The following is a 24,713-nucleotide window of genomic DNA, read 5'->3' as shown; positions in this document are numbered from 1 at the left end:
GAGCCGGTCGGCGCCCGCCCGCCACCGCTGGGGCCGCCCCTTGCCGCGCCACCGCTACTCCACGATGTGGCGGCCCTCCGGCAGCGCGCTGCACGATGCGCGGAAGGCGCAGTGGGTGCAGTGCTGACCGGTGGACGGAGTGAAGCGTTCGTCCAGGACGCGGCCCGCGGCGGTGGCGAGGAGGTCGCCGACCCATTCGCCGTCGAGCGGCGCCTGGGCCTGCACCTTCGGCAGGGATTCGCCGCCCTCCTTCTTGGGGGCGGGCTGGCGCAGTTGTACGAGTTCGGCGCCCGCCGGGTCCGGACGGCGGCCGTCGAACACGTCGTCCACGGCACCTTCGCGCACAGCGAGCTGGTAGACGGCGAGCTGGGGGTGGTGGGCGACCTCGTCCTTGGTCGGGGCGGACTTGCCGGTCTTGAAGTCGACGACATAGGCGCGGCCGTGCTCGTCCTGTTCGACCCGGTCCATGGAGCCGCGGATCCGCACCTCGTACTCTCCCGCTTCCAGGGTCACGTCGAAGTCGTGCTCGGTGGCGGCGGGGGTGCGGCCGCCGCGGTCCATGACGTGCCAGCGCAGGAAGCGCTCCAGAGCCACGCGCGCGTGCTCCTTTTCCTGGACCGACTTCCAGGGCGCGTCGAAGGCCAGGGCGTCCCACACCGAGTCGAGGCGTTCCATCAGGACGCCGAGGTCCGCGGGGGTACGTCCGGAGGCGACCTCGTCGGCGAGGACATGGACGACGTTGCCGAAGCCCTGGGCCGCGGTGGCGGGAGCGTCCGCCTTGACCTCCCGGCCCAGGAACCACTGGAGCGCGCATGTGTTGGCGAGCTGGTCCAGGGCGCTGCCCGACAGTGCGACGGGGTGGTCGCGGTCGCGCAGCGGGACCGCGGAGTGGGTCGGGTCGTACAGGCCCCACCAGCGGTACGGATGCGCGGCGGGGACGAGCGGCTGGCCCTCGTCGTCGGTGAGCGCGGCGAGGCGGGCGAGGCGCCGGGCGGCGGCGTCGCGCAGTTCCGGGCCGGCGTCGGGATCCACGGTCGTTGCCCGCAGCTCGGCCACGAGCGCGGCGACCGCGAGGGGGCGGCGGGGCCTGCCGGTGACGTCCCGCGGCTCGACGCCGAGCTCGGTGAGGAAGCGGGACGGCTGGTCACCGTCGTCGGCGGGCGCCTTCACGGCCGTGACGACGAGGCGGTCACGCGCGCGGGTCGCGGCGACGTAGAAGAGCCGCCGCTCCTCGGCGAGGAGGGCGCCGGGGGTCAGCGGCTCGGCGAGGCCGTCGCGGCCGATCCTGTCCGCTTCGAGGAGGGAGCCGCGGCGTCGCAGGTCGGGCCAGAGCCCTTCCTGTACGCCGGCGACGACCACCAGGGCCCACTCCAGGCCCTTGGAACGGTGAGCGGTCATCAGACGTACGGCGTCGGGCCGGACCTGTCGCTTGGAGAGGGTGTCCGCGGCGATGTCCTGGGCGTCGAGCTCCTCCAGGAAGTTGAGGGCGCCCCGGCCGCCGGTCTTCTCCTCGGCCCGGGCGGCGGTCTCGAACAGCGCGCACACCGCGTCGAGGTCGCGGTCGGCGTTCCGCCCGGCCGCGCCGCCCCGCAGCGCCGCGCGGTGCAGCCTGGCGGGCCACGGCGTGCCGTCCCAGAGCAGCCAGAGGGCCTCCTCCGCGGTGCCGCCGCGCCGGAGCAGGGCCAGGGTGTCCCGCAGCAGCTCCCCCAGACGCTGGGCGCCGCGCGCGTACGCGGGGTCGTGGGCGACGAGCCGCTCGGGCTCGGCGAGGGCACGGGCGAGCAGTACGTCGGAGGGCGGCGGCACCCGGTTGCCGCCGGCACGCTCCTCGTCCCGCAGGGCGCGCCCGAGCCGCCGCAGATCGGCGGCGTCCATGCCGCCGAGGGGCGAGGTGAGCAGGCTGAGCGCCGTCTCGGTGTCGAGCCACGGGTCCCCGGCGGGGGCGGGGCGATCCTCGGCGGCGGCACGGGGTTCGGGGGGCTCGGCGGGCGCCGCAGGGGTCTCGTCGGACGCCTCCTCGGTCGCCCCGGCGGGTCCGGCCGCCGCAGGGTCCTCGGCCGCGGCGCCGAGCGTCACCCCGGTCGCCGTCCCGGTCGCCGCTCCCGCCCGCGCCGCCGTCGCCGTCGCCCGCAGTGCCGTCAGCAGCGGCGCCACCGCCGGCTCGTGCCGCAGCGGGACGTCGGCCGTGTCCGTCTCCAGGGGGACCCCGGCCGAGGTCAGGGAGCGGCGCAGGGACGGGATGTGGGTGCCCGCGCGGACGAGGACCGCCATCTCGTTCCAGGGGACGCCCTCCTCCAGGTGGGCACGGCGCAGGAGGTCGGCGATGTTGTCGACCTCGGTCGAAGGGGTCGGGTAGGTGTACGTCTCCACCCGGCCGCCCGCCCTGACCGGGGACAGGGCGCGGTGGGCCCGGGCCTGTTCCGACGGGAGGCGGGTCAGCGGCATGCGCTGGGGGAGCAGCCGGGTCGCCGCCAGGAGCTGGGCGCCGGAGCGGCGCGAGGTGGTGAGGACGCGCACCGGGGACGGGCCCCCGTCGGCGCGGCGGAACGTCTCGGGGAAGCCGAGGATGCCGTTCACGTCGGCGCCCCGGAAGGCGTAGATGGACTGGTCCGGGTCACCGAAGGCGACCAGCGTCCTGCCTCCCCCGGCCAGCGCCCGCAGCAGTCGGACCTGTGCCGGGTCCGTGTCCTGGTACTCGTCCACGAAGACGGCGTCGTAGTCGGGGAGGGCCACGGCGTCCGCGAGCAGCACGGCCCGGTGGACCAGCTCGGAGTAGTCCAGGACCCCTTGCAGATCCAGGACGTCCAGGTACTCGGCGAGGAACCCGGCCGCCGCCTTCCAGTCCGGCCGCCCCACGCGCTGCGCGAACTCCGCCAGCGCCCGGGGCCCGAGGCCCAGCTCACGCGTCCGGGCGAGAACGGCCCGTACCTCGTCGGCGAAGCCGCGCGTGGTCAGGCAGGCCCGCAGCTCGTCGGGCCAGCGGATGCCCGCACGGCCCTCGCGTTCGAGATCGAGCTGGCCGGCGAGCAGGTCGCGTACGGCCACGTCCTGTTCCGGTCCGGACAGCAGCCGCAGCGGCTCGGCGAAGAGGTCCGCGTCCTGGTGCGCCCGGATCAGGGCGTAGCAGAAGGAGTGGAAGGTGGTGGCCTGCGGCGCCTGCGCGCCCCCCAGCCGGGCCGCCATCCGGTCCCGGAGTTCCACCGCCGCCTTGCGGCTGAAGGTGAGGACGAGAATCCGCTCCGGATCGCCGCCCTTGGCCACCCGCGCGGCGACCGCTTCCACCAGCGTCGTGGTCTTCCCGGTGCCCGGACCGGCCAGGACGAGCAGCGGCCCGCCCTCGTGTTCAACCACGGCGCGCTGCGATGCGTCCAGGAGAGGGGGGTTCACGGGGGCCGGTGGAGTACGCACCAGTCGGTACGCGCCCGGGGTCCCCTGCCGTACCTGTCCCTGGTACGGCGTACGCCGGGTGGTGGAGGAGGAACTCACGTGGCTCGCCGGTCCTGGTGGGTGTGCTGGTGGTCATGCTCGTGACGGTCGCGAGGGTGCCGCTGCGGCCCGGGCCCCCGACGGGCCGTCCCGACGACGCTACGCGACGCGGCGTCCGGATCGCAGCGGGACCGGCGGTCCCTCGGCCGCGTACTCCGCCGCCACGTACTCCGTCCGCTCCTCACAGTGCCCGTCGCACCGCCGGATGGCCCAAGCTGTCATGTGTGAGCTCCCGCACTCGCGCCGGCGTCCGTGCCGCCGCCGTCCCAGCGAGCCCGCCTCATGTCGAGACGCGGCACGTGCCCCTCGGCGCTGCGCGGGGCTTCCCGCAGGGGAGTGCCCTCCGCGCGGTAGTGACCGAGCGCCCGCAGTTCGTGGCCGGGCAGCAGTGTGCCGTCCGACCGCACGACGCGCCACCAGGGCACCGCGCCGCCGTACAGGGCCATCACCCGGCCCACTTGGCGTGGCCCGCCCTCGCCGAGCCATTCGGCGACGTCGCCGTACGTCATCACTCGTCCAGGTGGGATCAGCTCGGTGAGTTCCAGCACCCGCTCGGCGTACTCGGGCAGCTCCCCCGGCTCGTGCGGTCCCGGCACCTCGTCGCTCATCCGACCCATCCTGCCCTACGGCTCCGACAGCGCGGCACGCGAAAGCGACAGGGCGTACCTCTGGCGCCGAGCGCCCCCGCCGTGCACCCTGATGCCCCCCGGTGCGGTCCGGTCATGCCACCATCGTGCGGGCGGTGACTGGTGATACGAGATCAAGAAGAGACCGAGACGACGAAGGGGCACGGCGTGCAGCCTCCCGAAGGCGCGCGTACCCCTGACGACGAGCCGCGCCCGGAACCATCCACTCCGGCCTCCGGGAAGGACGACCGGAAGGACAACCGGAAGGCGTCCGGCGCGGACTCCCGCACGCCCTCCGATGCGGGCTCCGCCGCGGACTCCCCCACGCCCTCCGGCGCGGACTCCGAGGCCGGTCCCTCCGGTACGCCCCGGCCGCCCGGTCCCGCCGAGCCCCATGAGCCGTCCGGCACCCCCGAGCACTCCAAGCCGCCCGAGACGCCCCCGCCCTCCGGGACCCCCGAACGAGCCGCCCGGCCGCCCCTCGCCGGTGCCACCGCCGTCACCCCGCACCCCGCCGAGGCCCTGGAGCTCCCGGAGACGACGCGGCCGACGGGTACGGAAGAGCACGTCGAGCGCGTCTCGGGCGACGAGCCGCTGCTCGCCGCGCGCGTGCACCGGCCCTCCGATCTCCTGCGCCTGCTCGTCGGCATCCTCGCCATCGCCGTCGTCCTCGCCATCGCCGCCTTCGCGCACGGCACCACGACCGGCCTCGAAGCGGACATCAGCAAGGGCACCGAACAGGCGCCGGACGTGTTCGTCAAGATCGCGGGACTGGTCTCCAGCATCGCCGTCCTGCTGGTCCCGGTCGCCTTCGCCATCGAGCGGCTGATCAAGCGCGACGGGCTGCGCATCGCGGACGGCGTGCTCGCCGCCGTACTGGCGCACGGCGTCACCCTCGCCACCGACCTGTGGGTCGCCAAGGCCGCGCCCGGCTCCATCACCGAGGCGCTGACCCGGGTCCAGACCGGCGGCAGTCTGACCGACCCGGTGCACGGCTACCTCGCCCCGGTGATCGCCTACATGACGGCCGTGGGCATGGCCCGCCGGCCGCGGTGGCGCGTGGTGCTGTGGGTGGTGCTGCTCCTGGACGCCTTCGCGATGCTGGTCGCCGGGTACACCACACCGTTCTCGATCATCCTCACGGTGCTCATCGGGTGGACCGTCGCGTACGGGACCCTGTACACCGTCGGCTCCCCCAACGTCCGGCCCACCGGCCAGAACCTGCTCGCGGGCCTGCGCCGCGTCGGCTTCCGTCCGGTCACCGCGATGCGCGTCGAAGGCGTCCCGGACTCCTCGGACCACGGCGACCGCGGCCGCCGCTACAGCGTCACCCTGGAGGACGGACCGCCGCTGGACGTCACCGTCGTCGACCGGGAGCAGCAGGCACAGGGCTTCTTCTACCGCGTCTGGCGCCGCCTGACCCTGCGGACCATCACCACCCGGCGCTCCATCCAGTCGCTGCGCCAGGCTCTGGAGCAGGAGGCGCTGCTCGCCTACGCGGCCATCGCCGCCGGCGCGAACGCCCCCAAGCTGATCGCCACCTCCGAGCTGGGCCCGGACGCCGTGATGCTCGTCTACGAGCACCTGGGCGGCCGGTCGCTGGACTCGCTGGAGGACAAGGAGGTCACCGACGAGCTCGTGCGCGGCGCCTGGCACCAGGTGCAGGCGCTCCAGTCGCGTCGTATCGCGCACCGCAGGCTGACGGGCGACGCGATCCTGGTGGATCGTTCCGGCAAGGTGATCCTCACTGATCTGCGCGGCGGCGAGATCGCGGCCGGCGACCTGGTCCTGCGGATGGACATCGCGCAGCTGCTCACCACGCTCGGTCTGCGGGTGGGCGCCGAGCGCGCGGTGGCCGCCGCCGTCGAGGTCCTCGGACCCGACGCCATCGCCGACTGTCTGCCCCTGCTCCAGCCCATCGCGCTCAGCCGTTCGACCCGGGCGACGCTGCGCAGGCTGGCCCGCGAGCGCTCCAAGCGGGAGCGGGAGGCGGTCCTGGAGGCCTCCGAGGCGGCCAAGCGCTCGCGCCTGGAGGGCGGAGAGACCAAGGGCGGTGAGGCGGCCACCGGCCGCAAGGCGGACCGCAAGGCCGTACGGGCCGAGAAGCAGGCGGAGAAGCGGGCCCTGGACGTGGCGCTCGACGAGGCCCGCGAGGAGGATCTGCTCGCGCAGATCCGCCAGCAGGTGTTGCTGATCAAGCCGCAGGCTCCGGTGGAGCCGGTCCGCCTGGAGCGGATCAAGCCGCGCACCCTCATCAGCCTGATCGCCGGTGCCATCGCCGCGTACTTCCTGCTCTCGCAGATCGCCCGTACGCCGCTGTCGACGATCAGCGACGCCGACTGGCGGTGGGTCGCGGCGGCCGTGCTGTTCTCGGCGATCAGCTACGTCGCCGCGGCGATGAGCCTGCTGGGCTTCGTACCCGAGCGGGTCTCGTTCTGGCGGACCGTGGTGGCGCAGGTCGCCGGGTCGTTCGTGAAGATCGTCGCCCCGGCGGCGGTCGGCGGTGTCGCCCTGAACACCCGCTTCCTGCAGCGGTCGGGGGTCCGTCCCGGGCTCGCGGTGGCGAGCGTCGGCGCGTCCCAGCTGTTCGGGCTCGGCGCGCACATCCTGCTGCTGCTCTCCTTCGGCTATCTCACCGGTACGGAGAAGACGCGGTCGTTCACGCCGTCCCGGACGGTGATCGCCGGTCTCCTCACGGTCGCCGTCCTGGTGCTGGTGGTCACCGCCATCCCGTTCCTGCGGAAGTTCGTCTCGACCCGGCTGCGCTCGCTCTTCGCGGGTGTCGTGCCGCGCATGCTGGACGTGCTCCAGCGTCCGGTGAAGCTGCTCACCGGCATCGGCGGGATGCTGCTGCTGACCGGTGTCTTCGTGCTCTGTCTGGACGCGTCGATCCGCGCCTTCGACCACGGCAACCAGCAGCTCAGCTATGCGAGCGTCGCCGTGGTCTTCCTGGCGGGCAACGCCCTCGGGTCGGCGGCGCCGACGCCCGGTGGTGTCGGCGCGGTGGAAGGCGCCCTGACCTTCGGCCTGGTCGCCGTCGGGCTGCCGCTGGAGGTCGCGACGCCGGCGGTGCTGCTCTACCGGCTCCTGACCCTGTGGCTGCCGGTACTGCCGGGGTGGGTCTGCTTCAATTCGCTGACGCGCAGGGGTTCGCTCTGAGCCCTGGCCGCCCGCCCCTCCGCTCCCTCACCCACTCGCGCCACTCGCATGGACGCCGTCCCGCGCGTCCGCCGTCCCCGCGGCGCACGATGGACGCATGCCGACCCCGACCACTTCCGCCGTGCGGCGGGCCGCGATCCTGGCCACCGCCACCGTCAGCGCCGCCGTACTGATCACCGCCGGCTGCTCGGACAGCGGTGGCGACGACGAGGACAGGCCGAAGGACCTCGCCGAGCAGAAGCTGGAGTGGAGCCCCTGCCCGGCGCCGTCCGAGGCGGAGGGCGCCGGCGAAGCCCCTTCCCCCCTGCCCGGCGGCACGGGCTGGGAGTGCGCGTTCATGGACGCCCCGCTCGACTACGCCGAGCCCGGCGGCGAGACCATCGAAATCGCGCTGATCCGCGCCAAGGCCTCCGAGCCGGGGAAGCGGATCGGCTCCCTGCTCTTCAACTTCGGCGGCCCCGGCGCCTCGGGGGTCACCGGCCTGCCGTCCTTCGCAAAGGACTTCGAGACCTTGCGCACCCGCTACGACCTGGTCAGCTTCGATCCGCGCGGGGTCGGCCGGAGCGAGGGCGTGGAGTGTCTGGGAAACCGGGAGCTCGACGCGTACTACGCCGAGGACGCGACGCCCGACACCACGGCCGAGGAGAAGACCTTCACCGAGGGGCTGAAGAAGTACGCCGAGGCCTGCGAGAAGAACTCCGGCGACGAACTGCCCCATGTGGGCACCGTCAACGCCGCCCGCGACCTCGACCTCATGCGCCAGGTCCTCGGCGACGCCAAGCTCAACTACTTCGGCATCTCCTACGGCACCGAGCTCGGCGGCGTCTACGCCCATGTCTTCCCCACCCACGTGGGCCGGGCGGTCTTCGACGCGGTCGTCGATCCCGGCGCCGACGCCGAACAGGGCGCCCTCACCCAGGCCAAGGGTTTCCAGCTGGCCCTCGACCACTTCGCCGCCGACTGCGTGGAGCGCGGCGACGCGTGCAAACTCCCCGGCAGCAGCCCCAAGGAGATCGAGGAGTTCATCACCGCCCTCCTCACCGAGCTGGAGAAGAAGCCCATCGCGGGCATGGGGGACCGGGAGCTCACCCAGTCCCAGGCCGCCAACGGAATCCTCGAGGCCTTGTACTCGAAGAAATTCTGGCCGCTCCTGGAGCAGGGACTCGACGAGGCCGACGGCGGCAACGGCTCCCTCTTGCTCGCCCTGTCCGACGCCCTGAACGGGCGTGACCAGAACGGCGGTTACAGCAACATCCAGGCCGCCAACGCGGCCGTCAACTGCGTCGACTTCAAGTCCCGCTACACCCTGGACCAGGTGAAGGCGGCACTTCCCCGGTTCCGTACGGCCTCGCCCGTCTTCGGCGACAACATGGGCTGGGCCCTGATGAACTGCTCGCAGTGGCCGGTGGCCGGCGACTGGGTCCACCCCGACGTCAGCGCGCCCGGCTCCGCCCCGATCGTGGTCATCGGCAACACCGGCGACCCGGCGACTCCGTACGCCGGCGCCCGGAAGATGGTCGAGGCGCTGGGCAAGGGCGTCGGGGTCGAGCTGACCTACCGGGGCGAGGGGCACGGCGCCTACAACAGCGGAAACACCTGCGTACGGGCCGCGGTGAACGCCTACTTCCTCGAGGGCCGGGTCCCGGCCGCCGGCACCGTGTGCACCTAGACACCGGCCGGGCGGGCACACCTGGTGACGGACGGCCCGGGCCGTCTCACTGTCAGTAGCGACCCCTAGGATGGCGGTCCGGTTCGATGGTGGGGGTTACGCATGATGCGGGTACGGGCGGCAGCACTGACGGTCGCCGCACTGCTGGTCGCGGGCGCGGCCGCCGGCTGTGACGCGGAGGGCGCCGAAGGGGCGCAGAAGCCGGGCGGTCCGAACGGTACGGCGCCGTCCGCTCCGGACGACAAGGGCGTGTCGCCGCAGGTTCCGCCGCTTCCCGCCTCCCTGACCGGGCAGCGGCTCGACTGGGGCGGCTGCGAGGCGCCCGCCGGTGGCCAGAAGCCCAGCTCGCAGTGGCGCTGCGCGAAGGTCGACGTCCCCCTGGACTACGCGAAGCCGTCCGGGGACACGATCCCGATCGCGCTGATCCGCAAGGAGGCCCGCGACAAGGACGCGCGGCTCGGCTCCCTGCTCTTCAACTTCGGCGGTCCCGGCGCCTCGGGCGTGGACATCCTGCCGCGCGCGGCCGGCGAGTACTCCAAGCTCAACAGCCGCTACGACCTCGTCGGTTTCGACCCGCGCGGGGTCCAGCAGAGCGCGGGCGTGGTGTGCCGGGACGACAAGGCGCAGGCCGAGTCCGAGGCCCGCACCGACCTGACCCCGGACACGGCCGCCGAGCAGGCGGCGTTCCTCAAGGACAACACCGCCTTCGGCGCCGACTGCGCCCGCCGCTCCGGCAAGGTCCTCCCGCACGTCGGTACGAGCAATGCCGCGCGGGACCTCGATCTGATCCGCCGGGTCCTCGGTGACTCCAAGCTCAACTACTTCGGCATCTCCTACGGGACGCAGCTGGGCGGAACGTACGCGCACCTGTTCCCGAAGAACGTGGGCCGGACCGTGCTGGACGCGGTGGTCGACCCGACTGCCGACACCACCGGCCACGCCCGCAACCAGGCCACCGGCTTCCAGCGGGCGCTGAACAACTACTTCACGAGCACGGGCGAGAATCCGCGGCGGGGCACCGAGCGGCTCGCCGCGCTGCTGAGGAAGCTCGACGCGAAGCCGCTGCCGACCACGGACGGCCGCAAGGTCACCGACAGCCTGGCCCTCACCGGGATCGTGCTGCCGCTGTACGCCGAGAGCAACTGGCCGTATCTGACGGAAGCCCTCAAGGAGGCCGAGGACCAGGGCCGGGGCGACCGGCTGCTGGCCCTGGCCGACTCGTACAACGACCGTGACGAGAGCGGGCACTACGGCACGCAGAGCCACTCGCAGAGGGCCATCTCCTGCGCGGACAGCACCGCGCGCGCGACGGCGGCCGAAGCCAGGGCGCTGCTGCCGGAGTTCCGGAAGATCTCGCCGGTCTTCGGCGAGTTCCTGGCGTGGGACACGGCCGGCTGGTGTGCCAACTGGCCGGTGAAGGGCGAGCACGACACCCCGGAGGCGAGCGCCCCGGGCGCGGGCCCGGTCCTGGTGGTCGGCACGACCGGCGACCCGGCGACGCCGTACGAGGGCGCGCAGCGGATGGCGGACGAGCTGGGCAAGGGCGTCGGCGTCCTGCTCACCAACAAGGGCGAGGGGCACGGCGCGTACGGCACGTCGTCCTGTGTGACGTCGACCGTCGACGGTTATCTGCTGGACGGAAAGGTCCCGCGGAACGGCAAGACCTGCGGATAGGGCCCCACGCGGCCGCCCGCAGGCGCGCGCACGCCGCGGCGCGCCGCAAGAGCGCCCCGCGGCCGCCCACGGAACGCGAAGACGGGCCGGACCCCGTGAGGGTCCGGCCCGTCTTCGCGTGGCCTCGAAGGCCGTGGGGCCTTCGGAGCGCGGAGCCTAGTAGATCGGCTTCTCCGGCTCGATCTGGTTGACCCAGCCGATCACGCCGCCGCCCACGTGGACGGCGTCCGCGAAGCCCGCCGCCTTCAACACCGCGAGGACTTCCGCACTGCGGACACCCGTCTTGCAGTGCAGGACGATCCGCCTGTCCTGGGGCAGGTCCTGGAGGGCGGTACCCATCAGGAACTCGTTCTTCGGGATCAGCCGCGCGCCGGGGATCGAGACGATTTCGTACTCGTTCTGCTCACGGACGTCGATGATGTCGATCTTCTCGTCCGCGTCGATCCACTCCTTGAGCTGCTTGGGAGTGATCGTCGAGCCGAGTGCCGCCTCCTGTGCCTCCTCGGACACGACGCCGCAGAAGGCCTCGTAGTCGATGAGCTCGGTGACGGTGGGGTTGTCGCCGCAGACCGCGCAGTCGGGGTCCTTGCGGACCTTCACCTGGCGGTACTGCATCTCCAGGGCGTCGTAGATCATCAGACGCCCGACCAGCGGGTCGCCGACGCCGGCGAGGACCTTGATCGCCTCGGTGACCTGGATGGAGCCGATGGACGCGCACAGCACGCCCAGGACGCCGCCCTCGGCGCAGGAGGGGACCATGCCCGGCGGCGGGGGCTCCGGGTAGAGGCAGCGGTAGCAGGGGCCGTACTCGGACCAGAAGACGGACGCCTGGCCGTCGAAGCGGTAGATCGAGCCCCAGACGTACGGCTTGTTCAGCAGCACGCAGGCGTCGTTGACGAGGTAGCGCGTGGCGAAGTTGTCCGTGCCGTCGACGATCAGGTCGTACTGGCTGAAGATCTCCATCACGTTGTCGGCCTCGAGCCGCTCTTCGTGGAGGATCACGTTCACGTACGGGTTGATGCCGAGGACCGAGTCCTTCGCGGACTCGGCCTTGGAACGGCCGATGTCGGCCTGGCTGTGGATGATCTGGCGCTGCAGGTTCGACTCGTCGACCTCGTCGAACTCCACGATGCCGAGCGTGCCCACGCCGGCCGCGGCCAGGTACATCAGGGCCGGCGAGCCGAGACCGCCGGCGCCGACACACAGCACCTTGGCGTTCTTCAGCCGCTTCTGACCGTCCATCCCGACATCCGGGATGATCAGGTGGCGAGAGTACCTGCGGACCTCGTCTACGGTGAGCTCGGCAGCCGGCTCGACCAGGGGTGGCAGCGACACGGAGACCTCATCAATACAGCTGGTCGGGTGCGTACGGGGGACGCCCCCACGCAGGTGGGGAGCGCTTCTTCCTCCCGTAACACTGCCACGCCCCTTCTCATTCCGAGACACCCGGTCCGATACGCGAGACGATTTCGTCCCAGTAGCCGGGCAGTGCCTGGAATGGATCGATATGTTCGCCACGGTGGGCGTCGTGGTCACTGCGGTCGGTGAAGAAGATCGTCCCCGCGCCCTGCCAGCGGGCGATCCGCACGGCCTCGTCGAGATGGCTGCGGGGCACCCCGTGGACGAGATGGACGAAGCGCTCCGGCGGATGGTCCGCGGTCCACTCCGCCACCTGCGACCAGCGGTAATCCGTCCACGGCCCGGAGAAGGTGACCAGCTGGTCGGCGATCTCCGCGTAGCCCGGGTAGGGGTGCGTGCCGTGGCCGAGGACGAGATGGCAGCCGTCGGCCCGCTCCAGGATCGTCTCCAGCGTGGCCGTCGTACGCCTCACCTCGGGGAGGTCCGCCCGGTCCGTGGGGCATCGGTCGAGCAGGAAGCCGTCGACCCTGTACCAGTCCAGGAACCGGTGGGCGTCCGAGATGATCTCGCCGAAGTCGCGGGAACCGTGGGTGACATCGAGATGGCCGAGGACCCGGACACCGGCGTTGCGGAGCCTGCCCGCCGCCTCCAGGCAGTGCGGGTCGGGACGGTCGCCGGGGCCGTCGGCCACATTGAGCACCGCCCAGTGCAGGGGCGTTCCCGGGCGGGTCAGCTCGGCCCATTCGACGGGCGCGAGCAGTGGATGCGCGTAGCCGGGGACACCGAAGCCGAGCCGCTCGGAGCCCGTGGCGGAGAGCGCGGTCCCGGTGGTGGTCAGATGCGACATGCCGCCTCCATCCAGATGTCGGCGAGGGACTCCTCGAGGTTGATCCGGGGCCGCCAGCCGAGCCGGTCCCGCGCGGTGCGCACGTCCGCCTGCTGCCAGCTGCCGCAGCCGTCCGGGTACGGGAAGGGGCCGGCGGACAGGTGGTCGGCCATCGCCTCGGTGCGCGGGGCGCCGATGACCTGTCTCGGCGGGGGGCCGTCCAGTTCGTGCAGGGCGCCCGCGTAGCCGGCGACCCTGGCGAGCACGGCGGCGGCGTCGCGGAGCCTCACGGCGCGCCCGGTGCCGATGTTCACGACCCCCTGGGCCGCGGAGAGCGAGGCGGCGTGGACGGCGCGGGCCACGTCCCGGACGTCGACGAAGTCGCGCTGCACGCCGAGGCCACTGAGCTTCAGCTCGCCGTCGCCCGACTGCATGGCGCGGCGCATCGCCTCGGCGAGCCGGCCGAGCGGGGAGCCGGCGGGGGTGCCGGGTCCGACGGGCGAGAAGACCCGCAGGACGACGGCGTCGAGTCCGGACCCGAGGACCAGCTCGGTCGCGGCGAGCTTGCTCACTCCGTACGGCCCTCCGGGGCGCGGCACGGCGTCCTCGGCGGTGGAGGAGCCCGGCTGGGAGGGCCCGTACTCCGAGGCGCAGCCGACCTGGACGAGACGGGCCCCGCAGCCGCTGCGGCGCAGGGCCTCGCAGACGGTGGCGACGGCGACGGTGTTGTGCCGGGTCAGGTCGCGGGCGCCACCGCGGGTGGCTCCGGCGCAGTTGACCACCACCCCGGGGTGGACGGCGTCGAGGAAGCGGGTGAGGGCCCCGGGGCTGCCGCCCGCGAGGTCGAACCGTACGTCGGCGTCGTCGCCCCGCCCGAGGGTGGTGAGGTGCACCGCGGGGTCGGCGAGGAGCCGGTCCGCGACGAAACGGCCGATGAAGCCGTTGGCACCGAGCAGCAGGACCCTCATCGCGCGGCCCCTTGGTGCCGACCGGCCGGTGCTGGGGGTTGGGGGGTCATCTCTGGTTTCTCCTTGAGGATGTGCGGCGGGTGCCGTCGGAAGGGGATGCGTGCCGGCGGCGTCGGCTCCGCCGGTCCGCAGGGGGGTCAGTGGGGGGCGTGGGCCGAGGCCCGGGAGAGGGCGGCGGTGGCGTGGGACAGCAGGCCGACGGCCGCCGCGCCGCAGACGAGGGTGGGGACGGCTTCGGTGCCCCAGGCGCCGACGGCCGCCCTCACCGGGGCGGCCAGGACGTCGCAGCCGGGGAGCCAGGAGCCCGGGACGGCCGCCAGGGCGAGGGCCTCACCGGCGCAGGCGGCGCCGAGGGCGGTGGCGGCCGGCTCGGGGAAGCCGTGGACGGTGAGCATCCGGGCGAGCAGCAGCAGGGTGCCGAGGGCGGCGACGGGGACCGTCCCGTCGCTGCCGCCGACGAGGCCCACCACGCTCAGCAGCCCGGCCAGGGCGAGGAGATGGAGTCCGACGACGCCGAGCAGCAGGGGCCGGGCCCCGGCGGCGAAGTCCTCCAGGCCCCGGCTGGCGGCGAGCTTGCGCCGGGCCCGTACGGCGAAGAGCCGGGCGCACCAGGCGGCGGGCAGGACGGCGAGCGCCAGGGCGAGGAGCGGTCCGGTGGTCAGGGGCCAGGGTCGGTCGGGCCCGCCGGTGAGGAGCTGCTCGAGGAGCCCGTCGCCGCCGGCCGCGTAGGCCAGGAGCCAGCAGACCCAGAGAGGGGTGGCGCGGACGGTCCGGCCCGTGGCGCGCAGGGGGCCGCGGCGCAGGGAGACGAGGAGGGCGAGGGCCGTCGCGAGGGCCCCGGCGGCTCCCACGGCGAGCCGGGGCGCCCCGTCGGAGGCCAGGGCGAGACCGCCGGCGGTCAGGGCGCAGACGCCCCCGGGGAGGAGGGCGAGCACGGCCCATCCGCTGTCGTGCCCGGCGGCGTCCGGCGCGGCGGACCGTGACACGGGTCCGTTCCCCCGGGGCACGCGCGCGTAGAGCTCTTCGGCGAGGGCGAAGACGTCCCGGTGCCGGAACCGGGCGGCAGTCCGGTCGGTGACGCCGTGCGCTTCGAGGCCGGCGGCGATCTCCAGGGGATCGACGGCCCGCTCGCACAGCTCCCGGTGGCGGTGCATGAGCGCCTTGACGGGGTCGGCGGGGCCGCGACGGACGGGACGCGGCGCGGAAGTCGGTGCCTCCGCCGGCGGCTCGGCGGCGGAGGTCAGCGCGTGTGCCGCCAACAGCGCCTCGGACCGGGTGTCCCAGCCGCCGGGGCTCGGTTCGGCCGGTTCGGTCGCGCGCGGGTCTCGCATGGTTCTGCCTCCTTCACGCATCGCCGTCCCCCCGCCCCGCGCCGGCCCCCGCGGGCTCGGGCGCGCCACCCTGGGCGGCCGTCCGGCCCGGACCTGTCCAGCTGCCGGGCAGATACGACTCCGCCGGGTGCGCGAAGGGCACACCGTCGGCGATGCGGTGCACCGGGGAGTGGGAGAGGAGTTCCAGGTAGATGCCGTGGAACGCGGTGATGTTCTGCTCGACGGTGAAGAGTTCGAGCGCGCGGGCGCGCGCCGCCGCGCCCAGCCGGTGCCTGCGTTCCGGGTCGCGCAGCAGCGCGAGGCACGCGTCGGCGAGCGCCCGCGGATTGCGCGGCGGCACGACGAGGCCGGTGCCGCCGATGACTTCGACGACCGCGCCGACGTCGGTGGAGACGGTGGCCCGGCCGCAGAACATCGCCTCGACCAGGCTGATGGGAAAGCCCTCGACGACGCTGGAGAGGACGACGACCGCGCCCGCCGCGTAGGCGTCGGCGAGGCCGGGCGCCTCGGGGCCGCCGAGCTCCTCGAAGGAGACGGGGTTGTCGCCGATGTCATGCGCGCCGGGGGCCTCGTCGGGGAAGAGCTGGGCGGCGAGCGCCGTGCAGTGGGCGAGGTAGGTGACCGGTTCCGGTTCCCGTACGGGCGCGGCGATGATCCTCAGCCGGGCCCCCGGCACCTCCTTGCGCACCTCGGCGAAGGCGTGGAGGAGCGCGATCAGGTCCTTGGCGGGCTCGATCCTGCCGACCCACACCAGGGTGTCCGGCTCGCCGGCGTCCTCGTCCTCGCCGACCGCCGTGAACTGCTCGGCCTCCATGCCCGGGTAGACGGTCCGCAGCTTGGCGCGCTCGGCGCCGCACTTCTCCTGCCAGCGCCGGGCGTGGGTGTTGCCGGGGGTGATGACGGCGGCCTGCCGGTAGACCTCGGCGGCGAGCCGGCCGTGGAAGGCGGCGAGCAGTGCGCGCACGGGCGCGCCGAGCGTGGTCTCGGGAGCGGCGAGATAGTGCGCCCGCAGCTGTACGCCGTACTCCGTGACCAGCAGGGGAACCCCGAAGAAGCGTTTGGCCAGAAGCCCGGGCAAGGCCGCCGAGCCGCCGGAAGCGGCGTGACACAGGTCGACCGCGCCGAGGTCGTCCTCGCCGTACCAGTCGAGGGAGAGGGGGCGCAGGGCGCGCTCCAGCTGATCGGCGAAGGCGAGGTGGTCGGGGACGGTCGCGCCCTGTACGCCTCGCCGTGCGCCGGAGGCGTGGCAGGCGGACTCCAGGGCGCGCACGGCGATTTCGGAACGGAGGGCGGCGTAGAGGCCGCCGCGGTCGCGGGCGAGCTCCGCCAGTCCGTAGAGGCCCTCCGCGAAGGCGTCGTCGGCGCCCTCGACGCAGATCGCCGCGGTCAGTTCGGCGAAGTGGCGGGCGAAGCGGCGCCGGTCGCGGCGGCCGTAGGTGTGGCCGTCGTCCTCGGGCGCCCACAGGGGGGCTGTCCGCACCCGCCGCACGTGCGCGGGCAGTTCGACATGGCCGGCACGCTCCTGGCCGGCGCTGCGGCTGAGCGCGTAGAGGTCGAACTCGTGCCCCGTGAGCCCGCGCACGAGCCGGTCGCACCAGACCCTGGACTCACCCGTCGCATACGGGTAGCCACCCTCCGTAAGCAGTCCGATCCGCACGAGTACACCCCCGGTCTTCGTTCCGTACGGCCACCGTTGGTCGGCGACTCGCAGCGGGATGAACGTAAGCGGATATGCCGGTAGCGGGGGGGGGGGGGGGGGGGGGGGGGGGGGGGGGGAGGGGGGAGGGGGGGGGGGGGGGGGGCGGCTTTTTTCCCCCCCCGCCACCGGAAGGGGTGAATGCACGTAACTTTCGCACCCCGGTAGCGTTCCGTGGCGCTACGGTGCGATCCCGTCACACACGGTCAGACACTTGACGCGTCGCCGGAGGTGCCGGAGCGAGGCCTCAACCGCCGGGATGCACCCAGGGGTTGGGGCGGCACTTGATCCCGTCGATGTCCAGCGACTTGGTCTGCTGCTGCATCACCGGGGCCAGCGCGCCGGGCGTGCGGCAGCTGACATGGCTGTGCCCGAGCCGGTGCCCGATCTCGTGATTGATCAACATCTGGCGGTAGGTGAACATCGCCTTCGGACCGTACGTCTCCGAACCCTGCGCCCAGCGGAACGCGTTGATCATCACGCGCTCGGTGGCCGCGGAGTCGCAGGAGACATTGTCGATCGTCGTGTCCAGACCGGACTTGGCACACCACGTCGCGGTGGTGGCCGGGCTGGCCAGGGTGATCACGAACTCGGGCTCGCCGCTCGATATCCGCTCGAAGGTCATCGCCCCGTCGTGCGCCCAGCTCCGGTCGTCGTTGAGGGTCTTCTGCACCGCGTCGGCGAAGAGCAGGGGGTCGAGACCGAGCCCCTTCTCGACATCCACCCGGTAGCGGACCTTCCGGCCCTTGCCGGGCGCCTTGGCGAAGCCCGGCACCGCCTCGAACCGGCCTGAGCCCGACAGCTTGGGGTCGATGGGGAACTGCCGGGTCATCAGCTGTTCGTACGTCACCGGACGCGCCGCTGGCCGAGCGGGCTGCTCGGGCACGGGCCGGGCGTCGGACCGTGACGCCGAACCGTCGTCGGCGGCGCGATCGCCGGCCTCGCCCACCGACCGCGTCACGGTGTCGTCGCCCGGGCCGTGACCGGTGACCTGGCCGGCGACGACGACACCGAGGACGGTGATGACGGCGGCGGCCGCGATGCCGGTGAAGGCGCGGGACTTGCCGCCCTTGGCGGTCTCGGGAGCGGACGGCGGTTCGGAGCCGGGGTCCGACGGTTCCGTGGACGTCTCGGCGCCCCGGCGCTGTCCCGGTATGAACGGCACGTCCTGGGTGCGCGGCGTCTCCCGCCGCTCGCCGTACTCCTGCTTCCGGGGTTCGCCCTGAGGACGGGCTCGGGTCCGGCCGTCGGCCGAGGCGGCGGAAGGGGTCCGGTTGAGACCCCAGGCGCCTCCCGGCTCGTGATGCTCGGGGTGTCCGCCTCTGACCCCCGTCGGGTCCTGGGCGGGGATGCCGTGGGCGGGGGTGCCGTAGTCACCCGTGCCGTGGACCGGGGTTCCGTGGGCGGGAGTTCCGTACGCGCCGGGGTGCTGCTCGGGCGCGCCGGGGGCCCTCCGGCGCCGGCCGGTACCGTCCCGGTCGCCCCCCGCCGGTTCGGTCACTGTGCTGTTCGAGCCCTGGGAAGCGGGGCCTTTGCGACTGTGTCGTCCCACGCCCCTGATCAGCTCCCGCCGTTGTCGTCGATGAGTTCCCGGACGGCCTTGGCGACCGTCCCCGGGTGCTCCATCATCGCAACATGGCCCGCGTCCGGAAGCGTCAGCAACCGCGAGTCCCGGAAGGCGCCGGCCGCCCGACGGGCCATGCGAAAGGAAACCAGCTGGTCACGCGCTCCGTACACCAGCAGCGTCGGCGCGAGAACCCGCTCGGCCTGCCGCCACAGCCCGTGTTGACCGCCGAGGGTGTAGGCGTCGACGATGCCGCGCGCGGAACGGGCCATCGCGTCCCAGAAGTAGGGGAGCGTCAGCCGCCGCTCCATCTCCTCCACGGCATCGCGCAGGCCCTCGTCGGTGATCCGTCCGGGGTCCGCGTAGCAGAGCGCCATCACGCCGCGCACGCGCTGCTCGGCCGTCCAGTCCTTGGTGAGCCGGGCGAAGAGCGAGGAGACACCGGGGACGGCGAGCAGGGCGGTGGGCCAGGCGGTGCGCTGGGCGCGCAGCTCGGGGAGCGCCGGGGAGATCAGGGAGAGCGTCCGCACGAGGTCGGGGCGGACCGCCGCGACCCGGGTGGCGACGGCGCCGCCCAGCGAGTTCCCGATCAGATGCACCGGGCCCCGGCCGGCCGAGTCGAGCAGCCGGATGACGGCACGGGCGTGTCCGGTCACCGAGTAGTTGCCGTCGTCCGGCGGCGGGGAGTCCCCGAAGCCCGGCAGGTCGAGGGCCTCGCCGTCGACCTTGTCCGCGAGCAGCGGCATCAGGGCCGACCAGTTCTGCGAGGAACCGCCGAGGCCGTGCACATAGAGCGCGGGCGGCAGCCCCGGGCGCGTGGCGGGGCGGGCCCGCACGGTCAGCGTCAGTCCGGGGAGAGCCACGGAACGCAGCTCCTCACCTGCGGCGACCCGTACGGCACCGACCCGCGCCGCCGGCGCGGCGGTGCGGGTTCCCGGCAGCTCGGTCGAAGACATGCGGCAATGTTACGAGACGATCACGCGAGGGTTCGTGTGTTCGCGGTCACAGATGGGGTGGCATACCGCGTAGCGCGTCGGGAAGGGACCTCCTACGCTCGAAAGTAGAGGGCTTCCCCTCAGCACCCTCCCGCCAGAAAGGGAGCCGTATGACTGTTGACCCCACCGACCCGGAAACCCTCGAGGAAGCCGACGTCACCGCCACGGACGTCGAGATCGACGAGGAGACTCCCGAGGCCGACGCCGCGGAACAGCACACCGACCTGCAACAGCAGGGGGACGACCCGGTGGAACGCATCGATCCCGGCAAGGCGAACGAAGCCGATGTCGTCGAACAGGCACGAGTCGTGACACTGGATGAGGACGACTACCGATGATTTGTTCGGTAAACCGGTGAATCTGCAGCTACCGCAGGCGTCCGGTCCGTGAAATTCTGCGTCCGCACCGCGCACAGCCGGGTTACCCAAAAGTACGATGGCGGGCGCTGCGCACAGCGCGCATGGATCGATCTTGGGAGGCGGCGTGACAGCCATCGAGCAGACAGAGGCGGCCCGCCCGCGGGGCACGCGGCTTCCGCGCCGAGCCCGACGCAACCAGCTCCTGGGCGCCGCCCAGGAAGTGTTTGTGGCGCAGGGGTACCACTCCGCGGCGATGGACGACATCGCCGAGCGGGCCGGGGTCAGCAAGCCGGTCCTCTATCAGCACTTCCCGGGGAAGCTGGAGCTCTACCTGGCGCTGCTCGACCAGCACTGCGAGTCCCTGCTCCAGGCCGTGCGTACGGCCCTGGCGTCGACCTCCGACAACAAGCTGCGCGTCGCCGCGACGATGGACGCCTACTTCGCGTACGTGGAGGACGAGGGCGGCGCGTTCCGTCTGGTTTTCGAGTCCGACCTCACGAACGAGCCGGCGGTGCGCGAGCGGGTCGACCGGGTGAGCCTGCAGTGCGCCGAGGCGATCTCTGACGTCATCGCCGAGGACACCGGTCTTTCCAAGGACGAGTCGATGCTGCTGGCCGTGGGCCTCGGCGGCGTGTCCCAGGTCGTCGCCCGGTACTGGCTCTCCAGCGAGTCGGCCATCCCCCGCGAAAAGGCGGTGGAGCTGCTGACCTCCCTCGCCTGGCGAGGTATCGCCGGCTTCCCGCTGCACGGGGCCGAGGGCCACTGAGCGCTGCCGGGGGCGCTTGTTCCCGTGCACTGTTCGCTCCTGGCGTGCGGCCGCGAGCCTGCCGTGTGCTCTCTCCGGGCTAATGTGTGCTGCGTACGGCGCGGTTGACCGCGCAACGCTGACCGTTCGGAGGGACATAGCCGTGGAGGTCAAGATCGGCGTGCAGCACGCGCCCCGGGAGATCGTTCTGGAGAGCGGGCAGTCCGCCGAGGAGGTCGAGCGCGCGGTGGCCGACGCGCTGGCCGGCAAGGCGCAGCTGCTCAGCCTGACGGACGACAAGGGCCGCAAGGTCCTGATCCCGGCGGACCGGATCGCCTACGTGGAGATCGGCGAGCCGGCGGTGCGCCGGGTGGGCTTCGGCGCGCTCTAAGCGGCACGAGGCAGCACGACGCAGCAGACATGACGAAGGGCCCGGCGGTCTTCCGCCGGGCCCTTCGTCATGTCCGCGTGGCGGGCGGTGGGCACCCGTCGTGGCCGCGGGGTCCGGGCCCCGGCTCTTCGTGACGGCCGCCGGGCGCCGCGAGAGGAATCGGTGCCGGCGAGGCTCCCGAGGCGCCCCGGGAGAGGGATCTTCGTCGTGTTCATGGCGGCCAGTGGGGCGGGAGGAGGGTTGCGTTCCGCGCCCGGCGGGTAGGACCGCCTACGACCGTTTTGCCCGCCCCGCACCGCCCGCGAGGTGATCCGCAGTGTTCCTGGAAGCTCTCGGCTCGGCCCTGCTCGGACTTGCCCTGGCCTGGGCCGCCGTGCACCGGCTGCCCGACCGGCTCCCCGCGCGCCCGGTCGTCCTCACCACGGGCGGCCTGGGCTCCGCGTTCGGCGCCGTCCTGACCCACGCGGCGCTGGGACCGGGCCATTTCCTCGGCACCCTCGCGGGTGCGGTCTTCGTCGGAGCCGTCCTGCTCTCGCTCCTGATCCGCCCGGCGGGCCGCCGCCTGCGCCGATCAGCGGCGGCGTGACCCACGCCGCCGCCGGACCACGGGGAGTTAGGCGGCCAGCCCCAGCGCGGCCATCCGCTTGGTGTGCGCCTCGGTGATGCGGGAGAACATCCGGCCGACCTCCGCGAGGTCGAAGCCGTCCGCGACGCCGCCGACCAGCATGGTGGAGAGCGCGTCCCGCTCCGCGACGACACGCTGCGCCTGCGACAGCGCCTCGCCCATCAGACGGCGCGCCCACAGGGCGAGCCGCCCGCCGACCCGTGGGTCGGCGTCGATCGCGGCACGCACCTTCTCCACCGCGAAGTTGCCGTGGCCGGTGTCGTCGAGGACCGCGAGGACCAGGGCGCGGGTGTCGGAGTCGAGCCGGGCCGCGACCTCACGGTAGAAGTCGCTGGCGATCGAGTCGCCGACGTACGCCTTGACCAGGCCCTCCAGCCAGTCGGACGGCGCGGTCTGGCGGTGGAAGTCGTCCAGCGCCTTGGCGAAGGGCTCCATCGCGCCGGTCGGCTCCGTGTCGATCGCGGTGAGGCGGTCGCGCAGCCGCTCGAAGTGGTGGAACTCGGCGGAGGCCATCTTCGCCAGCTCCGCCTTGTCCCCGAGGGTCGGCGCCAGCTTGGCGTCCTCGGCGAGGCGCTCGAAGGCCGCGAGCTCGCCGTAGGCCAGCGCGCCGAGCAGATCGACGACCGCGGCGCGGTACTGGGGCTCCGCGGAGGCCGTGGCCCAGTCCTGGGCGGCGATCCCGGTGAGTTCCCCGGCGGGCTTTCCGTCGGACTTTCCTGCGGGTCCTTCGGCGGCAGTGGCGTTGTCAGGCGTCTCCATGAAGCGCACAATAGCCCGCTCGCAGGGCCGGGGAAGGCCCTGGTCAGTCACTGTGACGGCGCCCTCATTACGAATTCGCCCAACACACATGCGCGAATCCGGGGTACAGTGATAAAGCGCCTGCTGAGTATTCAGACATGCCAGCCATGTTCGAACATGCTCGGTGGGCCATCTCATGAATGAGGATGCCCGGTCGGTGGCCCGATCGGCTCCGACCCGACAGCCCTCCGTGCGCTCCCTTGCACATGAGGGGCCCCCTCAGCGGCACGACGCTCGAGCGATGGCAGTGGTCCCGCGCCACCCCGGTTGTGATCGTTCCGATCCGCAGCCGGAAGTGATCCGGCACGGTACGACCCCCGTCGTTCGCCTCGCGCCGCGTCTCACAGAAGAGGCAGCACCCTGACTACGACTTTCCGCGATCTCGGCATCCTTCCCGAGACGGCCGAGGCCCTCGAGGCCGTCGGCATCGTCACCCCGTTCCCCATCCAGGAGATGACCCTTCCGGTCGCCCTCTCCGGCAATGACGTCATCGGCCAGGCCAAGACCGGCACCGGCAAGACGCTCGGCTTCGGTCTGCCGCTCCTCGAGCGCGTCACCGTTCCCGCCGACGTCGAGGCCGGCCGGGCCAAGCCCGAGCAGCTGACCGACACGCCGCAGGCGCTCGTGGTCGTCCCCACCCGTGAGCTCTGCACCCAGGTCACCAACGACCTGCTGACCGCCGGCAAGGTGCGCAACGTCCGCGTGCTCGCCATCTACGGCGGCCGTGCGTACGAGCCCCAGGTCGAGGCCCTCAAGAAGGGCGTCGACGTGATCGTCGGCACCCCGGGCCGGCTCCTCGACCTGGCCGGACAGAAGAAGCTGAACCTCTCCCACGTCAAGGCACTCGTGCTGGACGAGGCGGACGAGATGCTCGACCTGGGCTTCCTGCCCGACGTCGAGAAGATCATCAACATGCTTCCGGCGAAGCGTCAGACCATGCTGTTCTCGGCGACCATGCCGGGCGCGGTCATCGGCCTGGCCCGGCGCTACATGTCGCAGCCCACGCACATCCGCGCCTCCGCGCCGGACGACCAGGGCGCGACCGTCGCGAACATCACCCAGCGCGTCTACCGCGCGCACTCCATGGACAAGCCGGAGCTCGTCTCGCGCATCCTGCAGGCCAACGGCCGCGGGCTCGCGATGATCTTCTGCCGGACGAAGCGCACGGCGGCCGACATCGCCGAGCAGCTGGAGCGCCGCGGCTTCGCGTCCGGCGCCGTCCACGGCGACCTCGGCCAGGGCGCCCGCGAGCAGGCCCTGCGGGCCTTCCGCAACGGCAAGGTCGACGTCCTCGTCTGCACCGACGTCGCCGCGCGCGGTATCGACGTCGAGGGCGTCACCCACGTCATCAACTACCAGTCGCCCGAGGACGAGAAGACGTTCCTCCACCGCGTGGGCCGTACCGGCCGCGCCGGTGCGAAGGGCACGGCGGTCACACTGGTCGACTGGGACGACATCCCGCGCTGGCAGCTGATCAACAAGGCGCTGGAGCTGGACTTCAACGACCCGGTCGAGACGTACTCCACGTCCCCGCACCTCTTCGAGGAGCTGGACATCCCGGCGGGCACCAAGGGTGTCCTGCCGCGCACCGAGCGGACCCGTGCGGGTCTGGGCGCGGAGGAGGTCGAGGACCTCGGCGAGACGGGCGGCCGCGGTGGCCGTTCCGGTTCGCGTGCGAAGTCGGCGGCCGCGCCGGTGACCGAGGAGCGTCCGGCCCGTACGCGTACGCCGCGTCAGCGTCGCCGTACGCGCAACGGCACCCCGCTCACCGAGGCCCCCGCGGTCGAGACCCCGTCGGCCGAGCGGTCGGCCGAGCAGCCGTCGGAGCCGCGCACCCCGCGTCGCCGCCGTCGCACCCGTGTGGGCGCGCCGTCGGAGGCCGTGGTGACCCCGGTGGCCGAGGCGGCCCCGGTCGTCGAGGCCACGCCGGTCGTCGAGGCCGCGCCCGTCGTCCCGGCCGAGGCCGAGGAGGCCGCCAAGCCCCGTCGCCGCCGGACGCGTGCCGCGAAGCCGGTCGAGGCGGAGGCCGTCGTGACCCCGGTCGTCGCCGAGGTCGCTGAGGCCCCCGAGGCCGTCGCGGAGACCAAGCCCCGCCGCCGTACCGCCAAGAAGGCCGCAGAGGCGGTCGTCGAGGCAGTGGCTCCCGCGGTCGTGGAGGCCCCGGAGGTCGTGGAGACCAAGCCGCGCCGCCGCGCCGCCAAGAAGACCGCCGAAGTCGTCGTCGAGGCCGCTGAGGTCGCCGAGGCTGTCGCGGAGACCAAGCCCCGCCGCCGCACGACCAAGAAGACCGCCGAGGTGGTCGTCGAGGCCGCTGAGGTCGCCGAGGCTGTCGCGGAGACCAAGCCCCGCCGCCGCGCCGCCAAGAAGACCGCCGAAGTCGTCGTCGAGGCCGCTGAGGTCGCCGAGGCTGTCGCGGAGACCAAGCCCCGCCGCCGCACGACC

The 24,713-nt window shown here is 73.0% G+C and carries 18 protein-coding genes; 8 read left to right on the top strand and 10 right to left on the bottom strand.

Annotation, left to right across the window (positions count from 1 at the left end):
• Window positions 1-54: 54 nt before the first annotated feature.
• Both ACZ5VC_RS07465 and ACZ5VC_RS07460 read right to left on the bottom strand, forming a co-directional pair.
• Window positions 55-3,486: an ATP-dependent helicase gene (locus ACZ5VC_RS07465; protein ID WP_469119163.1), complete on the bottom strand. Its 3,432-nt coding sequence runs from the start codon at window positions 3,484-3,486 to the stop codon at window positions 55-57.
• Window positions 3,487-3,704: 218 nt separating this feature from the next.
• Window positions 3,705-4,094, bottom strand: a complete 390-nt coding sequence (locus tag ACZ5VC_RS07460; protein WP_469119162.1) for an MGMT family protein — start codon at window positions 4,092-4,094, stop codon at window positions 3,705-3,707.
• A gap of 186 nt (window positions 4,095-4,280) precedes the next feature.
• On the opposite strand from ACZ5VC_RS07460, the gene ACZ5VC_RS07455 reads away from it, so the two are divergent.
• From ACZ5VC_RS07455 to ACZ5VC_RS07445, 3 genes are all read left to right on the top strand, one after another.
• A complete protein-coding gene (locus tag ACZ5VC_RS07455) occupies window positions 4,281-7,271 on the top strand; it encodes a lysylphosphatidylglycerol synthase domain-containing protein (protein WP_469119161.1) in 2,991 nt (996 codons plus the stop codon).
• A 97-nt stretch (window positions 7,272-7,368) separates the two neighbouring features.
• A complete protein-coding gene (locus ACZ5VC_RS07450; RefSeq protein ID WP_469119160.1) occupies window positions 7,369-8,940 on the top strand; it encodes an alpha/beta hydrolase in 1,572 nt (523 codons plus the stop codon).
• A gap of 102 nt (window positions 8,941-9,042) precedes the next feature.
• Window positions 9,043-10,614, top strand: coding sequence for an alpha/beta hydrolase (locus ACZ5VC_RS07445; RefSeq protein ID WP_469119159.1), 1,572 nt, complete (start codon window positions 9,043-9,045; stop codon window positions 10,612-10,614).
• Between the two features lie 156 nt (window positions 10,615-10,770).
• Here ACZ5VC_RS07445 and moeZ read toward each other — a convergent pair whose 3' ends face one another.
• The 7 genes from moeZ to ACZ5VC_RS07410 all read right to left on the bottom strand — a co-directional run bounded on the left by moeZ (window position 10,771) and on the right by ACZ5VC_RS07410 (window position 19,314).
• The gene (gene moeZ / locus ACZ5VC_RS07440; protein WP_468707351.1) at window positions 10,771-11,949 is read right to left on the bottom strand and encodes an adenylyltransferase/sulfurtransferase MoeZ; all 1,179 of its coding nucleotides are present in this window, start codon (window positions 11,947-11,949) and stop codon (window positions 10,771-10,773) included.
• A 97-nt stretch (window positions 11,950-12,046) separates the two neighbouring features.
• A complete protein-coding gene (locus tag ACZ5VC_RS07435) occupies window positions 12,047-12,820 on the bottom strand; it encodes a spherulation-specific family 4 protein (protein WP_469119158.1) in 774 nt (257 codons plus the stop codon).
• On the bottom strand, window positions 12,808-13,767 hold the full coding sequence (locus ACZ5VC_RS07430) for an NAD-dependent epimerase/dehydratase family protein (protein WP_469119157.1): 960 nt from the start codon (window positions 13,765-13,767) through the stop codon (window positions 12,808-12,810). Before ACZ5VC_RS07430 ends, ACZ5VC_RS07435 begins: the two co-directional genes overlap by 13 nt.
• A 137-nt stretch (window positions 13,768-13,904) precedes the next feature.
• Window positions 13,905-15,098, bottom strand: a complete 1,194-nt coding sequence (locus ACZ5VC_RS07425; protein WP_469119156.1) for a hypothetical protein — start codon at window positions 15,096-15,098, stop codon at window positions 13,905-13,907.
• Window positions 15,099-15,111: 13 nt separating this feature from the next.
• Complete coding sequence (locus tag ACZ5VC_RS07420) at window positions 15,112-16,755, bottom strand: DUF3492 domain-containing protein (protein ID WP_469119155.1); 1,644 nt, start codon at window positions 16,753-16,755, stop codon at window positions 15,112-15,114.
• A gap of 286 nt (window positions 16,756-17,041) precedes the next feature.
• Window positions 17,042-18,346: a DUF3152 domain-containing protein gene (locus tag ACZ5VC_RS07415; protein WP_469119154.1), complete on the bottom strand. Its 1,305-nt coding sequence runs from the start codon at window positions 18,344-18,346 to the stop codon at window positions 17,042-17,044.
• A gap of 8 nt (window positions 18,347-18,354) precedes the next feature.
• Complete coding sequence (locus ACZ5VC_RS07410; protein WP_469119153.1) at window positions 18,355-19,314, bottom strand: alpha/beta fold hydrolase; 960 nt, start codon at window positions 19,312-19,314, stop codon at window positions 18,355-18,357.
• Between the two features lie 149 nt (window positions 19,315-19,463).
• Here ACZ5VC_RS07410 and ACZ5VC_RS07405 point away from each other — a divergent pair, with 149 nt between their 5' ends.
• From ACZ5VC_RS07405 to ACZ5VC_RS07390, 4 genes are all read left to right on the top strand, one after another.
• Window positions 19,464-19,691, top strand: coding sequence for a hypothetical protein (locus ACZ5VC_RS07405; protein WP_469119152.1), 228 nt, complete (start codon window positions 19,464-19,466; stop codon window positions 19,689-19,691).
• Window positions 19,692-19,836: 145 nt separating this feature from the next.
• Window positions 19,837-20,478, top strand: a complete 642-nt coding sequence (locus ACZ5VC_RS07400) for a TetR/AcrR family transcriptional regulator (protein ID WP_469119151.1) — start codon at window positions 19,837-19,839, stop codon at window positions 20,476-20,478.
• A 142-nt stretch (window positions 20,479-20,620) separates the two neighbouring features.
• Window positions 20,621-20,848, top strand: a complete 228-nt coding sequence (locus ACZ5VC_RS07395) for a DUF3107 domain-containing protein (RefSeq protein WP_468711801.1) — start codon at window positions 20,621-20,623, stop codon at window positions 20,846-20,848.
• A 316-nt stretch (window positions 20,849-21,164) separates the two neighbouring features.
• A complete protein-coding gene (locus ACZ5VC_RS07390) occupies window positions 21,165-21,434 on the top strand; it encodes a hypothetical protein (protein WP_469119150.1) in 270 nt (89 codons plus the stop codon).
• A 27-nt stretch (window positions 21,435-21,461) separates the two neighbouring features.
• Here ACZ5VC_RS07390 and ACZ5VC_RS07385 read toward each other — a convergent pair whose 3' ends face one another.
• A complete protein-coding gene (locus ACZ5VC_RS07385; protein ID WP_469119149.1) occupies window positions 21,462-22,232 on the bottom strand; it encodes a ferritin-like fold-containing protein in 771 nt (256 codons plus the stop codon).
• 492 nt (window positions 22,233-22,724) lie between these two features.
• Between ACZ5VC_RS07385 and ACZ5VC_RS07380 the strand changes: the two genes are divergently transcribed.
• Window positions 22,725-24,713: DEAD/DEAH box helicase (locus ACZ5VC_RS07380; RefSeq protein ID WP_469119148.1), on the top strand; the 1,989-nt coding region annotated here is incomplete at its 3' end.

The sequence above is a fragment of the Streptomyces sp. NPDC033174 genome (assembly GCF_055577795.1).
The sequence above is the reverse complement of the archived record's forward strand: the minus strand, read 5'-3'. Positions and strand labels throughout refer to the sequence as shown.

What these genes read in the sequence shown, in the direction of transcription:
- ACZ5VC_RS07460 (WP_469119162.1), bottom strand. Translation starts at nt 4,094, where the DNA reads ATGAGCGACGAGGTGCCGGGACCGCACGAGCCGGGGGAGCTGCCCGAG.
- ACZ5VC_RS07450 (WP_469119160.1), top strand. Translation starts at nt 7,369, where the DNA reads ATGCCGACCCCGACCACTTCCGCCGTGCGGCGGGCCGCGATCCTGGCC.
- ACZ5VC_RS07445 (WP_469119159.1), top strand. Translation starts at nt 9,043, where the DNA reads ATGATGCGGGTACGGGCGGCAGCACTGACGGTCGCCGCACTGCTGGTC.
- ACZ5VC_RS07435 (WP_469119158.1), bottom strand. Translation starts at nt 12,820, where the DNA reads ATGTCGCATCTGACCACCACCGGGACCGCGCTCTCCGCCACGGGCTCC.
- ACZ5VC_RS07430 (WP_469119157.1), bottom strand. Translation starts at nt 13,767, where the DNA reads ATGAGGGTCCTGCTGCTCGGTGCCAACGGCTTCATCGGCCGTTTCGTC.
- ACZ5VC_RS07425 (WP_469119156.1), bottom strand. Translation starts at nt 15,098, where the DNA reads ATGCGAGACCCGCGCGCGACCGAACCGGCCGAACCGAGCCCCGGCGGC.
- ACZ5VC_RS07410 (WP_469119153.1), bottom strand. Translation starts at nt 19,314, where the DNA reads ATGTCTTCGACCGAGCTGCCGGGAACCCGCACCGCCGCGCCGGCGGCG.
- ACZ5VC_RS07405 (WP_469119152.1), top strand. Translation starts at nt 19,464, where the DNA reads ATGACTGTTGACCCCACCGACCCGGAAACCCTCGAGGAAGCCGACGTC.
- ACZ5VC_RS07385 (WP_469119149.1), bottom strand. Translation starts at nt 22,232, where the DNA reads ATGGAGACGCCTGACAACGCCACTGCCGCCGAAGGACCCGCAGGAAAG.